The organism is Arthrobacter sp. UYP4 (assembly GCF_057291175.1).
This window is the reverse complement of the sequence record NZ_JBXAVU010000001.1, coordinates 17,934-30,972: the sequence shown is the minus strand read 5'-3', so window position 1 is coordinate 30,972 and position 13,039 is coordinate 17,934. Positions and strand designations below refer to the sequence as shown.

General features: G+C 69.8%; 12 protein-coding genes and 1 tRNA gene. 2 read left to right on the top strand and 11 right to left on the bottom strand.

Annotation, left to right across the window (positions count from 1 at the left end; all coding sequences use genetic code 11):
* Positions 1-7: 7 nt before the first annotated feature.
* The 11 genes from AC0Z9V_RS00140 to AC0Z9V_RS00090 all read right to left on the bottom strand — a co-directional run bounded on the left by AC0Z9V_RS00140 (position 8) and on the right by AC0Z9V_RS00090 (position 10,388).
* Positions 8-454 carry an FHA domain-containing protein gene (locus AC0Z9V_RS00140; RefSeq protein ID WP_244186199.1) on the bottom strand — a complete coding sequence of 149 codons (447 nt, stop codon included), beginning with the start codon at positions 452-454 and terminating at the stop codon, positions 8-10.
* Between the two features lie 122 nt (positions 455-576).
* Positions 577-963, bottom strand: a complete 387-nt coding sequence (gcvH, locus tag AC0Z9V_RS00135; RefSeq protein WP_485140350.1) for a glycine cleavage system protein GcvH — start codon at positions 961-963, stop codon at positions 577-579.
* Positions 964-1,161: 198 nt separating this feature from the next.
* Positions 1,162-1,235, bottom strand: a tRNA-Pro gene (locus AC0Z9V_RS00130).
* 77 nt (positions 1,236-1,312) lie between these two features.
* A complete protein-coding gene (der, locus tag AC0Z9V_RS00125; protein WP_133081635.1) occupies positions 1,313-2,869 on the bottom strand; it encodes a ribosome biogenesis GTPase Der in 1,557 nt (518 codons plus the stop codon).
* Positions 2,870-2,949: 80 nt separating this feature from the next.
* The gene (gene cmk / locus AC0Z9V_RS00120; RefSeq protein ID WP_133081936.1) at positions 2,950-3,687 is read right to left on the bottom strand and encodes a (d)CMP kinase; all 738 of its coding nucleotides are present in this window, start codon (positions 3,685-3,687) and stop codon (positions 2,950-2,952) included.
* A 20-nt stretch (positions 3,688-3,707) separates the two neighbouring features.
* Positions 3,708-4,835 carry a prephenate dehydrogenase gene (locus AC0Z9V_RS00115; RefSeq protein ID WP_459267655.1) on the bottom strand — a complete coding sequence of 376 codons (1,128 nt, stop codon included), beginning with the start codon at positions 4,833-4,835 and terminating at the stop codon, positions 3,708-3,710.
* 3 nt (positions 4,836-4,838) lie between these two features.
* Entirely contained in the window at positions 4,839-6,152 is a 1,314-nt protein-coding gene (locus tag AC0Z9V_RS00110; RefSeq protein ID WP_485140349.1) for a pseudouridine synthase, read from the bottom strand.
* Between the two features lie 27 nt (positions 6,153-6,179).
* The gene (scpB, locus tag AC0Z9V_RS00105) at positions 6,180-6,821 is read right to left on the bottom strand and encodes an SMC-Scp complex subunit ScpB (protein ID WP_133081632.1); all 642 of its coding nucleotides are present in this window, start codon (positions 6,819-6,821) and stop codon (positions 6,180-6,182) included.
* Positions 6,814-7,758 carry a segregation and condensation protein A gene (locus tag AC0Z9V_RS00100; protein WP_485140348.1) on the bottom strand — a complete coding sequence of 315 codons (945 nt, stop codon included), beginning with the start codon at positions 7,756-7,758 and terminating at the stop codon, positions 6,814-6,816. The genes scpB and AC0Z9V_RS00100 overlap by 8 nt, the downstream gene beginning before the upstream one ends.
* Positions 7,759-7,802: 44 nt before the next feature.
* Positions 7,803-8,690, bottom strand: a complete 888-nt coding sequence (locus AC0Z9V_RS00095; RefSeq protein WP_133081630.1) for a ParA family protein — start codon at positions 8,688-8,690, stop codon at positions 7,803-7,805.
* 300 nt (positions 8,691-8,990) lie between these two features.
* Positions 8,991-10,388, bottom strand: a complete 1,398-nt coding sequence (locus AC0Z9V_RS00090; RefSeq protein WP_133081935.1) for a cation:dicarboxylate symporter family transporter — start codon at positions 10,386-10,388, stop codon at positions 8,991-8,993.
* A 227-nt stretch (positions 10,389-10,615) separates the two neighbouring features.
* Between AC0Z9V_RS00090 and AC0Z9V_RS00085 the strand changes: the two genes are divergently transcribed.
* Both AC0Z9V_RS00085 and AC0Z9V_RS00080 read left to right on the top strand, forming a co-directional pair.
* Positions 10,616-12,307, top strand: a complete 1,692-nt coding sequence (locus AC0Z9V_RS00085; RefSeq protein ID WP_133081629.1) for a sensor histidine kinase — start codon at positions 10,616-10,618, stop codon at positions 12,305-12,307.
* The gene (locus tag AC0Z9V_RS00080; protein WP_133081628.1) at positions 12,304-13,026 is read left to right on the top strand and encodes a response regulator; all 723 of its coding nucleotides are present in this window, start codon (positions 12,304-12,306) and stop codon (positions 13,024-13,026) included. Before AC0Z9V_RS00085 ends, AC0Z9V_RS00080 begins: the two co-directional genes overlap by 4 nt.
* Positions 13,027-13,039 lie beyond the last annotated feature (13 nt).

Here is a 13,039-nt window from a genome sequence, read left to right as displayed (position 1 = left end):
GAGCGGACTAGGCCTGCGCTGCGGTGTGCTGGGTGGCCTGGCCGGGAACGGTGCGCGCCGAGTAGAAGGTCAGCCGGAACTTGCCGATCTGCACCTCGTTGCCGTTGCGCAGCGCGACGGAATCGACGCGGTCGTTGTTGACGTACGTCCCGTTCAGGCTGCGGGTGTCCACGACCATGAAGCCGGTGTCGGTCCGGCGGAACTCGGCATGCTGACGGGAGACCGTCACGTCGTCGAGGAAGATGTCCGCGTTCGGGTGCCGGCCGGCCTTCGTGATGTCCTCGTCGAGGAGGAACCGGGCGCCGGCGTTCGGTCCCGAGTGGGCGATCAGGAGTGCGGAGCCTGCCGGCAGTGCCGCGACGGACGCCTGCTCCTCGCGCGTCAGGTGCCGCTCCAGTTCGGTCGTCGCGGCTTGCGGCGGCAGACCGATCGTCGTTGTCTCAGGAGACGTCATGTTCGGCTCTTCTCCATTCACGGCTGGATTTCCATCGGGCTCCATCGGTCTTTCCTCCCCTACTGCGCGGTGCGCCAGGTTGTCACCAGCCGCACCATCCCCGCTGCCTTCGCCGGGTAGAACTAGCCTACCTGCTGGGAGTAGTCGCCCGAACTCAGGAGGTTCTGCACCACGGAAGGATCGGCCGCCTTGATCTCGAGCAGCCACCCCTCGCCGTAGGGGTCCGAGTTGATCAGGGACGGGTCGTCGTCGAGCGCCTCGTTGCGCGCGACGACCTCGCCCGTGACAGGGGCATAGATGTCGCTGACGCTCTTGGTCGACTCGACCTCGCCGATGACGTCCGAGCCGGCCACACTGGTGCCCTCCTCGGGCATCTGCACGTAGACGACGTCCCCGAGCGCGTCCTGGGCGAAGTCGGTGATGCCGATGCGCACGGTGCCGTCGACGGCGGGCTCACTGACCCATTCGTGCTCCGCGGTGTAGTAGAGGCCATCGGGGATGTTGCTCATGGTTGCCTTTCGGACGCACGGGTTCCCGGGCGGCAGGACTGCCCGCCCGGGTACGGATACTGGTCGAGTATAGGCATATCCGGCGACGCCGTGACGCGCCTCTCACCTGCCCCGCGCGAAGGAGCTCGCCCTGCCCCCGGACATGCAAAAAGCCCGCCTCCGCCGGCCATCAAGCCGGTGGAAACGGGCCCTGCAGTGTCGGGATGACAGGATTTGAACCTGCGACCCCTTGACCCCCAGTCAAGTGCGCTACCAAGCTGCGCCACATCCCGATTGGCCTGTCCAGCAGGCCAAACCACTCGGATAACAATACAGCATTTCCCGGGCGGGTCAGCACACCGGCGAGGTGTCAGCGCTTGCGGCTGCGCTTCTCGCGGACGCGCATGCTGACCTCGATGGGTGTGCCCTCGAAGCCGAACGTCTCCCGCAGGCGGCGCGTGATGAAGCGGCGGTACCCCGGATCCAGGAAGCCCGTGGTGAAGAGGACGAACTTCGGCGGACGGCTCGAGGCCTGCGTGCCGAAGAGGATGCGGGGCTGCTTGCCACCGCGCACCGGGTGCGGGTGGGCGGCGACGAGCTCACCGAGGAAGGCGTTGAGGCGTCCCGTCGGGATACGCCGGTCCCACGATTCGAGCGCGACGTCCAGCGCGGGCACCAGGCGGTCCTTGTGCCACCCCGTCAGCGCCGAGATGTTGACGCGCGGCGCCCAGTCGACGTGCGCCAGGTCCTGCTCGATCTCACGCTCGAGGTACCGGCGGCGTTCGTCGTCGAGCAGGTCCCACTTGTTGAAGGCCAGCACGATCGCGCGCCCGGACTCGATGGCCATGTTCAGGATGCGGATGTCCTGCTCGCTCAGCACCTCGTCGACGGCGAGGAGCACGACGGCGACCTCCGCCTTCTCCAGTGCCGACTGCGTACGCAGCGAGGCATAGTAGTCGGCCCCCTGCTGCATGTGCACCCGGCGGCGGATGCCCGCGGTATCGACGAAGCGCCACGTGCGTCCGCCGAGCTCGATCATCTCGTCCACGGGGTCGCGGGTGGTCCCGGCGAGGGGATCGACGACCACACGGTCGGAGCCGGCGAGCTTGTTCAGGAGGGAGGACTTGCCGACGTTCGGTCGTCCGATGAGTGCGATCCGGCGCGGGCCGCCGGAGCGCTCGATCCCGCCGTGCTCGGAGAACTCGGGCAGGGTCTTGTTGACCTCGTCGAGCATGTCGGCGGTGCCGCGCCCGTGCAGGGCCGACACCGGCCACGGCTGTCCGAACCCGAGTCCCCACAGCACGGAGGCGTCGGCCTCGTTCTGGATGTCGTCGACCTTGTTGGCCACGAGGATGACGGGCTTCTTCTTGCGGCGCAGCATGCGCACGACCGCCTCGTCGGTCGCGGTGGCACCGACGGTCGCATCGACGACGAGCAGGACGGCGTCGGCCATGTCGACCGCGATCTCCGCCTGGTCGGCCACGCGCGCGGCGATGCCCTTCGCGTCCTGCTCCCACCCACCGGTGTCCACCAGGGTGAAGTTGCGGCCCGACCACTGGGCCGGGTAGGACACGCGGTCACGGGTCACGCCGGGGGTGTCCTCGACGACGGCCTCACGGCGGCCGAGGATGCGGTTCACCAGGGTGGACTTGCCGACGTTCGGTCGCCCGACGATGGCGAGCACGGGGTTGAGCCGGCCCTCCGCCTCGTCGTCGAAGTCCTCGTCCTGGCGGGCGAGGAGCGCTGCGTCCTCGTCGTCGAGCTCGTAGTCCTCGAGGCCCGCGCGGAGCGACGCGGCCCGCTGCTCGGCCTCGGCGTCGTCGAGCGTGTCGAGCAGCTCGCTGACCTGGTCCTGGCCGGTGGGCTCGTAGTCCTCGTCGGGTCCGGCGCCCTGGTCCGTCGCGTTCGGCGAAAGGTTCTCGCTCATCGTTGTTTCCTTCGGTTGGTGTTCACCGTCTCCCGACGGTAATCCTGGTGGGCTCGCGCCCGGAAGCTCTTGCGGTGGTGCTAGTGCGCGACCGTGCGCACGATGCCGAGGACCGCCGCGACGGTCTGCTCGAAGTCGAGGTCCGAGGAGTCGAGCGTGACCACGCCGTCCGCTGCCTGCTGGAAGTCGACCACTGTCGAGTCCTTGGCATCACGCTCGGTGACCTGCTGCTTGAGCTGGGCCTCCGACTGCGTCCCGCCGAGCTGGTCGCCACGACGGCGCAGCCGGGCCTCCTCGCTCGCGGTGAGGAGGATCCGCACTTCGGCGTCGGGGGCGACGACGGTGGTGATGTCCCGCCCTTCGGCGACGATGCGGTGCCCTGCACCGGCGATCAGCGCACGCTGCCGGCGGATCAGTTCCGCACGGGCGCCCATGGTCGTCGCGACCGCGCTGACGGCCGAGGACACCTCCGGCTCGCGGATGGCCGCGGTGACGTCGTCGCCGGAGATCGTCACGGACTCACGGTCCGGACTGGTGCTGATGAAGAGTTCGATGGATCGCGCGGCCGCCTCGACAGCGACCCGGTCCTCCAGGTCGATGCCCGTGGCGATGCAGTGGAGCGTGACCGCCCGGTACATCGCCCCGGTGTCCAGGTAGGCGGCGCGCAGGCGCCGGGCCACCTCGCGGCTGACGCTCGACTTGCCCGACCCCGACGGGCCGTCGATGGCGACGACGAGGGACTTGCCGAGGCGGAAGCCGGAGTAAGGGCTCGACGCCACCGCCTCCCCCGCCGGCTCCGCCGCGTCGGATGTCTGCATGGTCTCTGCTGAGATCTGAATCACTGCACTACCTTCCAGCCCCGCTGCACGAGGGACTCCGTCAGTTCTTGTCGTTTGCCTGGCAGGACGGAGAGCTCGGCGAGGCCCACCTCGCGTCCCGGGGAGTGTTCGAGCCGGAAATCCTCGACGTTGATCCCGGTGTGGCCGATCTCCGTGAGGAGCTTCGCGATCTGGCCCGGAACGTCGTCGACGAGCACGGTCAGGCGTGCGAAGGAGTTGGGCGGCGTCCCGTGCTTGCCGGGCACGCGCGCCTGGCCCGCGTTCCCCTCGGACATCAGCTGCGCCATGTCGAGGCGGGCGCCGCCCGCCGTCGGGTCCTCGAGCGTGCCGATCAGGCGGTCGAGGTCCTCCCGGACGCCGTAGAGGATGTCGACGAGCCGGGCGGCGTTGGCCGACAGGATCTGCACCCACAGGCGCGGATCGCTCGCAGCGATCCGCGTGACGTCCCGCAGCCCGTTCCCCGCGAGGGAGAGTGCCTGGACGGGTGAGTCCTGCAGCCTGCTCGCGACGAGCGACGACACCACCTGCGGGAGGTGGGAGATGAGCGCGACGGCCTCGTCGTGCTCCTCGACGGACATGCGTGCGGGCACGGCGCCGAGGTCGACGGCGAGCGACTCGGCGCGCAGGACGGCCTCGGGCGCGCTGTCGGCGTGTGCGCAGAGGACCCAGGGTGCTCCGGTGAACAGCTCGGCCCGCGCGGCGACCGGACCGGACTTCTCACGGCCCGCCATGGGGTGCGTCCCCACGTAGCGGGACAGGTGCGCAGCGGCGTCCGGGGTCGCCGAGAGTTCACGCAGGACGGCTTCCTTGACGCTGCAGATGTCCACGACGACGGCGCCGGGATAGGCCAGCAGTGCCCCGGCCACCACGCGGGCGGTGACGTCGGGCGGCGTCGCCACGACCACCAGCTCGGGTGACACCGACTCGCCGGCGCCCTGCGCCTGGTCGAGGAGCCGGCCCGCACCGATGTCGCGGGCCACCGCTTCCGTCGACGGCGAGCTGTCGGACAGGACGACGTCGAGCCCGCGCGCGCGCAGGCCCAACCCGATGCTCGCCCCCAGCAGGCCCGCCCCGATGACCAGGACGGGACCGGCGAGGTGGGTTCCCTGTTCCGTGCGCGTGGACATCGGCTAGAGGCCCACCGATGCCAGCAGGTGCCCGACCTCCTGGCGCCCGAGCACGCGGATGCTGCCCTGGCGCTGGTCGCCGACCCGGATGGGTCCGAGCTGGGTGCGCACGAGGCGCTCGACGGGGTGGCCGACGGCGTCGAAGAGCCGCCGAACCACGCGGTTGCGGCCGGAGTGCAGGACGACCTCGACGAGAACGTGGCCCGGCGTCGAATCGACGAGCTTGAAGGAGTCCACCTGAGCGAGTCCGTCCTCGAGCTCGATGCCCTCCTTCATCTGGGCGCCGACACCCTGCGCCATCGGTCCGCGGACCTGGACGAGGTACGTCTTCGGGACCTCGTAGGACGGGTGGGTCAGGCGGTTGGTGAGCTCGCCGTCGTTCGTGAGCAGGAGCAGGCCCTCGGTCTCGGCGTCGAGCCTGCCGACGTGGAAGAGGCGCTCGTTCTTGTTCTTGTTCTTCAGGAAGTCGCTGATGCAGGGGCGGCCCTCCGGATCCTCCATCGTGGAGACCACCCCGCGCGGCTTGTTGAAGACGTAGTACTTCAGGTGCTCGTCCAGCTGCAGGCGGATCCCGTCCACGTGGATGGCGACCTGCTCCGGATCGACCCGCACGCCGAGCTCCGTCACGACGGTGCCGTCCACCTCGACGCGGCCGTCGAGGATCATCTCCTCGCAGACCCGGCGGGAGGCGACGCCCGCGAGCGCCATGACCTTCTGCAGGCGCACGCCCTCCGGGTTGTGGACGTCGATCTCGTCCGCAGGGCGGCTCGCACGCCTGGGCCTGGCCGGACGCACCGGTCCGAGATTCTGCCCGAACCGCTCGCGGCCGAAGGCCTTGGGTCCCGCGGGCTTCTGGCGTCCGGCGCCCTCCTGCCCGCCGGAGCGGGAGCCCGGCTTGGAGCCGGCAGCGGGGCGTCCTGGGGTCTTCGCGCCGAAGCGGCCCGACGGGGTTCCCGAGGACGGGCGGCCGGCGGCGGAACGGGCACGGCCCTCGGCGGAATCACGGCGTCCACCGCCCGCGGAGGCCGGGCGGCCTTCGGCGGAGCGGCCGCCGCGTTCTGAACGGTCCTGGGACGGACGGCCCTCGGACCGGCCGGCATCACGTCCGCCGCTGTCCTGGGACGGACGGCCCTCGGATCGGCCGCCGCGCTCTGCTCGCTCCTGGAAGGGTCGTCCCTCGGCCGGACGGCCTGCGCCCTGCGCCGAGCCGCCGCGGGGCGAGGACTTCCGGCCACGGGCAGCATCGGATGGGCGTCCGGTCGACCCGCCGCGGCGCGGCGTATTGCGTCCGGAACCGGATCCTGGCTGCTGTGTCATGTAGAAAGTCCTTCTCGTAGGTCGTGCTCAGTACGTCGTCTCGTCATACTCCCCAAGGCTCTCGAGGCCCGGCAGATGGGGAGCGATCCGGGGCAATTCGTCGACGCTGCCCAGCCCCAATCTTTCCAGAAACAGGGTGGTGGTCCCATAGAGGACCGCACCGGTCTCCGGATCGGTCTCGAGCTCGACAACCAGTCCTCGCTGGAGCAGCGTCCGGACCACCGAGTCGACATTGACGCCCCGGATCGCTGAGACCCGGGCACGGGACACCGGCTGGCGGTACGCGATGACCGCCAGGGTCTCGAGTGCTGCCTGTGAGAGCCGGGCTGACTGGCCGTCGAGCACGAAATCGGCGACAACGGAGGCGAAGTGCTTCCGGGAGAAGATGCGCCACCCGCCGGCGATGGTCCGTAGTTCGAAACCGCGCGGCGAAGTGCTCTCGGTGTTCTGGGGGCCGGACCCAGTATAGCCGTCGTACTCGCGCTGCAGTTCCACGAGTACCGCGTGCACCAGGGCCTTCGGACGCTCGAGCACTGCAGCGAGCTGTTCGTCCGTGACGGGGCGGTCGGCGACCATGAGGATCGCCTCCACCGCTCCGCGGAGCCCGCCCGGGAGTTCCTCGACGGGGATCTCCCCGCTGCCGGAATCGGCTCCGGTGGGCTCATCCATGCCGGCCCCCGTCACCGTGCGCTCCGACGAGGTCTCCTTCGAAGTCGCTCGTCAACCGTTCCGCGGTCCACCGGTGGTCCTCGGCGCTCCAGGTCACCAGCAGCTCGGACAGCGGCGCCGACTGCTCGAAGGAGATGGCGCCGTCCCGGAACAGTTCGAGCAGCGCGAGGAACCGCACCACGAGCACCAGGCGCGACGCGGCGTCCGCCGTCAGCTGCCGGAAGGACAGCGGGCCGCGGGCCAGCAGCAGGTCCTGGAGCACCACGGCCTCGTCCCGCACGCTGACCGGTGGTGCGTGGAGATGCTCGATGCTGACCTGCAGCGGCTGCTCCTGGCGCGGAGCCAGCACCTTCGCGGCGAGGGCGGCGAACTCCTCGGCGGAATGCTTCCACACGAGTTCGGGGAGGAGTCGGGTGAACGCGGGTTCGAGGGGGACGTCGCGGGGGTGGCGCGCGTCCTCCTCCTCGAGCCGCTGCGCGAGGTGCCGAGCCATCTCCTTGAACGCCCTGTACTGGAGGAGGCGGGCGAACAGGAGGTCGCGGGCTTCGAGGAGCGCGATGTCCTCCTCGTCCTCGACGGCGCCGGCCGGCAGGAGCCGCGCTGCCTTCAGGTCGAGCAGCGTGGCCGCGACGACGAGGAACTCGCTCGCCTCGTCGAGCTTCCATTCGCCCTCGGCGGCCTGGATCCTCCGGATGTGGGCGATGAACTCGTCCGTGACCTGCGCGAGGGCGATCTCCGTGATGTCGAGTTCCCGCCGTGAGATCAGGTTCAGCAGCAGGTCGAAAGGCCCGCTGAAGTTGGTGAGCTGCACCTCGAAGACAGGGCGACCCGCGGCCGCCGGCGCCGCAGTGTCGTCGCCGTCGGCCGCCGGCGCTGCGGCTCCGCCCCGGGCCCCGGGGTCCACCGTCGTCGGCCGTCCTGCCCCACGCGTGGTCATGGGCACCATCTAGCTGTACCGGGCGGACCCGGGGGCGATCGGCACTAGGGCGCTCCACCCCTGCTGATGAGCTCCTTCGCGAGCCTGCGGTAGGCGTCGGCTCCGGAGTGGTTCGCCGCATAGGACGTGATGGGCTCGGCGGCCACGGTCGCGTCCGCGAACTTGATGGTGCGCTTGATGACGGTCTCGAAGACCTTGTCCCCGAACGCCTCCACGAGGCGCGCGATGACTTCGCGGCTGTGCAGGGTTCGCGCGTCGTACATCGTGGCGAGCACGCCGTCGATCTGGAGCCTCGGGTTCAGGCGGTCCTGCACCTTCTCGATGGTCTCGACCAGCAGCGCGACGGCACGCAGGGCGAAGAACTCGCAGATCAGCGGGATGATGACCCCGTGTGCCGCGGTGAGGGCGTTGACCGTCAGCAGTCCGAGGGAGGGCTGGCAGTCGATCAGGATGACGTCGTAGTCATCCGACACCTTGCGCAGCGCGCGGTCGAGGACCTGCTCGCGGGCCACCTCGTTGACGAGCTGCACCTCGGCGGCGGACAGGTCGATGTTCGCCGGCAGCAGGTCGATGTTCTCGATCGCGGTGTGCTGGATGGCGTCGTGGATGGTCACCTTCCGGTCCATCAGCACGTTGTACACCGTCACGTCGAGTTCGTGCGGGTTGGTGCCGAGGCCCGCGGACAGGGCGCCCTGGGGGTCGAAGTCGACCAGCAGGACCTTCCGTCCGGCCTCCGCGAGCGCCGCGCCCAGGTTGATGGTCGACGTCGTCTTCCCGACGCCGCCCTTCTGGTTGACCATCGCGATGACCCGCGCCGGGCCGTGCGACTCCAGGACCCTCGGCTCGGGGAATTCCGTCACAGGGCGGCCGGTCGGGCCCAGTCCCGCGTCCACTGCGCTGGGCAGAGTTGTGGAACCCTGTTCACTACTCACGTTGTTCTCCACGCTTCCATCAGAATCGGTGCGGGCCGGTCGACGATCCAACGCGAGCGGCATTTCTCATAGTCAACGGTACAACGCCCACGGCGACCGCCGTGGCGGGCCCTGCTGTTCGGGCGCGAGCCTTGAACCTCGACCAGAGGTCGAAGGTCGGTCCGACGGACGGGCGCCGAGTGCCGCGCCGTGCCGGCAGGCACCGGTTCGCGGCCGCCGGACGGAGACGGCGACGCCCCGGAAGCAATCCGGGGCGTCGCCGTCGTCTCGTTGCGGACCTCCGTCCGACAGGTGCGTGCGTCAGGGAGCGGTGTTCCCCCGGACGGCGGCCTCGGTCCTGGCCTCCGCGCCGTCCTCGACGTCGTCGTTGTCGAAGCGGTGATCGGTGCTCATCGTGGTCTCGTCGAACGGCAGGCGTCCCTCGAGGACCTCGTCGACGCGGCCCCGGTCGATCTCCCTGGTCCAGGTCCCGATCAGGACGGTGGCGACGGCGTTGCCGGTGAAGTTCGTCAGGGCACGGGCCTCGGACATGAACCGGTCGATACCGACGATCAGGCCGACACCGTCCACCAGGTCGGGGCGGTGCGACTGCAGGCCGCCGGCAAGGGTCGCGAGACCGGCACCTGTGACGCCGGCCGCACCCTTGGAGGCGATGATCATGAAGATCAGGAGGGAGATCTGCTCGCCGAGGGCCAGCGGCTTGCCCAGGGCTTCCGCGACGAAGAGCGAGGCCATCGTGAGGTAGATGGCGGTCCCGTCCAGGTTGAAGGAGTACCCGGTGGGGACGGTCACGCCGACCACGGGCTTGGAGATACCGAGGTGTTCCATCTTCGCGATGAGGCGGGGCAGCGCCGCTTCGGAGGACGAGGTGCTGAAGATGAGCAGGTACTCGCGGCCGAGGTACTTCATCAGCTTCAGGATGTTGACGCCGGTGGCGAGCTTCAGCAGCCCGCCGAGGATGACGACGATGAAGAGGATGCAGGTGATGTAGAACGCGATCATCAGGGTGGCCATGCTGATGATCGCCTGGATGCCGGTCTCACCGACCACGGCCGCGATGGCGCCGAAGGCGCCGATGGGCGCGAGCCACATGATCATGACGAGGATGCGGAAGACCAGTGCCTGGATGTGTCCGATGCCGCGGAGGACCGGCTTGCCCGCCGAGCCCATCTTCTGCAGGGCGAAGCCGACGAGCAGCGCGACGAACAGGGTCTGCAGGATGCTCGGCCCGGTCAGAGCCGACAGGAGTGTCGTCGGGATGATGCTGAGCAGGAAGCCGACGGTGCCGCCCTCGCCGCCCTCGGCGGACTCCGGCACCTCGTAGGTCGAGGACGAGATGTCGAGGCCCTCGCCGGGCTGGATGAGGTTGCCCACGACGAGGCCGATGGCGAGCGCGAAGGTGGACATGAGGATGAAGTAGCCGAGTGCCAGGCCACCCACCTTGCCGACCGTCGCAGCCTTGGCGATGGAACCGATACCGAGCACGATGGTGCAGAAGATGATGGGGGCGATCATCATCTTGATGAGGTTGATGAAGCCCGTCCCGAGCGGCTTGAGCGCCTTCGCGAATTCGGGGGCGGCCAGGCCGAGGATCGCGCCGAGCACCACGGCGACGATGACCGCGATGTAGAGGAAGTGGGTCTTGTCGACCCGCTTGCGGGGTTGTGCGGGTCCGCTGTCGGACCGCGATGGCGCCATAGCCATGGTGTCTCCCTAGGTGTTCGGCCGCCCGGTGGCGCCGGCGGGGAAGGTCGTTCTTCGTCCGCGGGGGAGGTACCAGGAAGCGTACTGTTGAGTATTTCCCCATCATCATCGCATCGGGCGTGACCGGGGTCACGATTGAGTTCATACTGGTCGTGGCCCGGCGCCGGGGCGCGGCGGCCCGGTCCCGGACCGGCAGGAACCGGAAGGAGCAGGATCACGGCGTGAGTCGATGGAGCCTCGCCCAGCAGTTCTTCGTGGCCCAACTCCTGTTCATCCTCGTCCTTGCCGCTGCCCTCTCGGTCATCCTCTACGCGGACGCCGAACAGGGCGTCAACGACGCCACGGCCGAACGCATGGTCGCGGTCGCCACGGCCATCGCCCTCGAACCGGCGGTCCTCGAAGCCGTCGAGGGGCCTGATCCCTCGGCCACCCTGCAGCCCTACGCCGTGGACGTCATGGACCGGCTGGGCGTGGACTTCATCACGATCATGGACACCGACAGGACGCGCTTCACGCACCGCACCCCGGAGCAGATCGGCAGGCCCTACATCGGCTCGGTCTCCGAGGCGCTGGCCGGCCGGACGCAGACCGAGACCTACGCCGGCACCCTCGGCCCGTCCATCCGGTCCATCGTCCCCGTGGTCGACGACGGCGGGGCGGTGCGGGCGATGGTCGCGGCGGGCATCACGGTGGATCGTGCCGCCATCGCACGGAACGCGCAGCTCCCCCTGGTCGCGTTCATCGCACTCGGCGCACTCGCCCTCGGCGCGCTGGCCTCCTACCTGCTCAGCCGACGACTGCGGGATGCGACGCTGGGAATGGGACCCGCCGAGCTCTCGCGCACCTTCGTGTTCTACGATTCCGTGCTCCACTCCGTCCGCGAGGGCCTCCTGCTGACCGATGCGGCCGGCTCCCTCGTCCTCTACAACGACCAGGCCGCGCGGCTCCTCGGACTGGACGGGACACGGAAGCCGATACCGGCGTCGCACCTCGCGGTCGCACCGTCCCTGCGGGACCTCCTCGGTTCGGGGCGGCGGGCGCGCGACGAGGTACACCTGACCGAGAGCCGGGTGCTCGTGGTCAACCAGGAACCCGCCGTCCCGCCGTCCATCCCCGGGCGGGCCGTCCATCCGCACGGGGCGCTCGGCACCGTCACGACCCTGCGGGACCACACGGAGATCGAGGCCCTGACCGGACAGGTCGAGACCATGCGCACCCTCACCGATGCCCTCCGCTCGCAGACCCACGAACACGCCAACCGCCTGCACACGATCGTGTCGCTCGTGGAACTCGGCAGGAGCGCGGACGCCATCGACTTCGCCACCCGGGACCTGCAGCAGTCCCAGCGCCTCACCGACGAGGTGGTCGAGGCCATCGACGAGCCCTTCCTCGCGGCCCTGCTGGTGGGCAAGGCCGCGCAGGCCAACGAGCGCGGGATCACCCTGACCTCGCAGATCGCACCCGACGCGCAGGCCGGGTCGCTGAACCCCGTGGACCTCGTGACGATCATCGGCAACCTCCTCGACAACGCCTTCGACGAAGCGGCCGGTTCGGAGGAATCCCGCGTCCTCCTCGTCGTCCGCCGCCTGGCGGGCGGGAACGGCACGGCCGAACTCGAGATCGTCGTCGAGGACAGCGGGAACGGCCTCCCCGACTCCGAGAAGGCGAAGGTGTTCGAGGTCGGCTACAGCACGAAGCAATCGGCGGAGGACACCGGTGCCGGCCGCGGTTTCGGGCTGGCGCTGGTCCGGCAGGCCGTCCAGCGCTTCGCGGGCACGCTCGAGGTGACGGACACGGAGGACGGCGGGGCCCGCTTCATGGTTCGGCTCCCCTACCCTGGGGCTCCCGCGGGCACCCCGGACCGGTCGGGTCCGCCGGCCGTGCGCCTGGCCGTCGACGGGGGCCACCCGTGAGCGCAATCCGTGTCCTGGTCGTCGAGGACGATCCGGTGGCCGCGGACGCCCATGCGGAGTACGTCCGGCGGCTCGACGGGTTCGAGCTCGTCGGCGTCGCCCGGAGTGGGGCGGAGCTCGCGGTCTTCCTCCAGCCGTCCGGCGAGGCACCGGGCAGGGCCGACCTCGTCGCGGACCTCATGCTGCTCGACATGAACCTGCCGGATGCCCACGGTCTCGACATCATCCGCCGGATCCGCGGGCTCGGTCTGCCGCTCGACATCATCGCCATCACGGCGGTGCGGGATCTGCACGTGGTGCGCTCCGCCATCTCGTCCGGCATCGTGCAGTACCTCATCAAACCCTTCACGTACTCGGCGTTCAGGGAGAAACTCGGCACCTACCGGGACTTCCGCCAGAACCTGGTGGAGCAGGCGACCGCCACCACGCAGGCCGAGGTGGACCAGGCGTTCGCCTCGCTCCGGCCCGCCACCGCCGCCACCCTGCCCAAGGGACTCTCCGCAGAGACCCTCCGCGCGGTCTCGCGCCTGCTGAAGTCGCTGCAGGAACCCACGTCCGCCATCGAGGTGTCGGAGGCGCTGTCCATGTCCAGGGTCACCGCGCGGCGGTACCTGGAGTACCTCGCGGACCAGCAGTCCGTCCTCCGCACGCCCCGCTACGGCACGAGGGGACGCCCCGAGTTCGAGTACAGCTGGGCGCGGAACAGCGCGGACCGCTAGCCCTGCAGACGGG

What these genes read in the sequence shown, in the direction of transcription:
- AC0Z9V_RS00140 (WP_244186199.1), bottom strand. Translation starts at nt 454, where the DNA reads ATGACGTCTCCTGAGACAACGACGATCGGTCTGCCGCCGCAAGCCGCG.
- gcvH (WP_485140350.1), bottom strand. Translation starts at nt 963, where the DNA reads ATGAGCAACATCCCCGATGGCCTCTACTACACCGCGGAGCACGAATGG.
- der (WP_133081635.1), bottom strand. Translation starts at nt 2,869, where the DNA reads ATGAGCGAGAACCTTTCGCCGAACGCGACGGACCAGGGCGCCGGACCC.
- scpB (WP_133081632.1), bottom strand. Translation starts at nt 6,821, where the DNA reads ATGGATGAGCCCACCGGAGCCGATTCCGGCAGCGGGGAGATCCCCGTC.
- AC0Z9V_RS00100 (WP_485140348.1), bottom strand. Translation starts at nt 7,758, where the DNA reads ATGACCACGCGTGGGGCAGGACGGCCGACGACGGTGGACCCCGGGGCC.
- AC0Z9V_RS00090 (WP_133081935.1), bottom strand. Translation starts at nt 10,388, where the DNA reads ATGGCGCCATCGCGGTCCGACAGCGGACCCGCACAACCCCGCAAGCGG.
- AC0Z9V_RS00110 (WP_485140349.1), bottom strand. Translation starts at nt 6,152, where the DNA reads ATGACACAGCAGCCAGGATCCGGTTCCGGACGCAATACGCCGCGCCGC.
- cmk (WP_133081936.1), bottom strand. Translation starts at nt 3,687, where the DNA reads ATGCAGACATCCGACGCGGCGGAGCCGGCGGGGGAGGCGGTGGCGTCG.
- AC0Z9V_RS00115 (WP_459267655.1), bottom strand. Translation starts at nt 4,835, where the DNA reads ATGTCCACGCGCACGGAACAGGGAACCCACCTCGCCGGTCCCGTCCTG.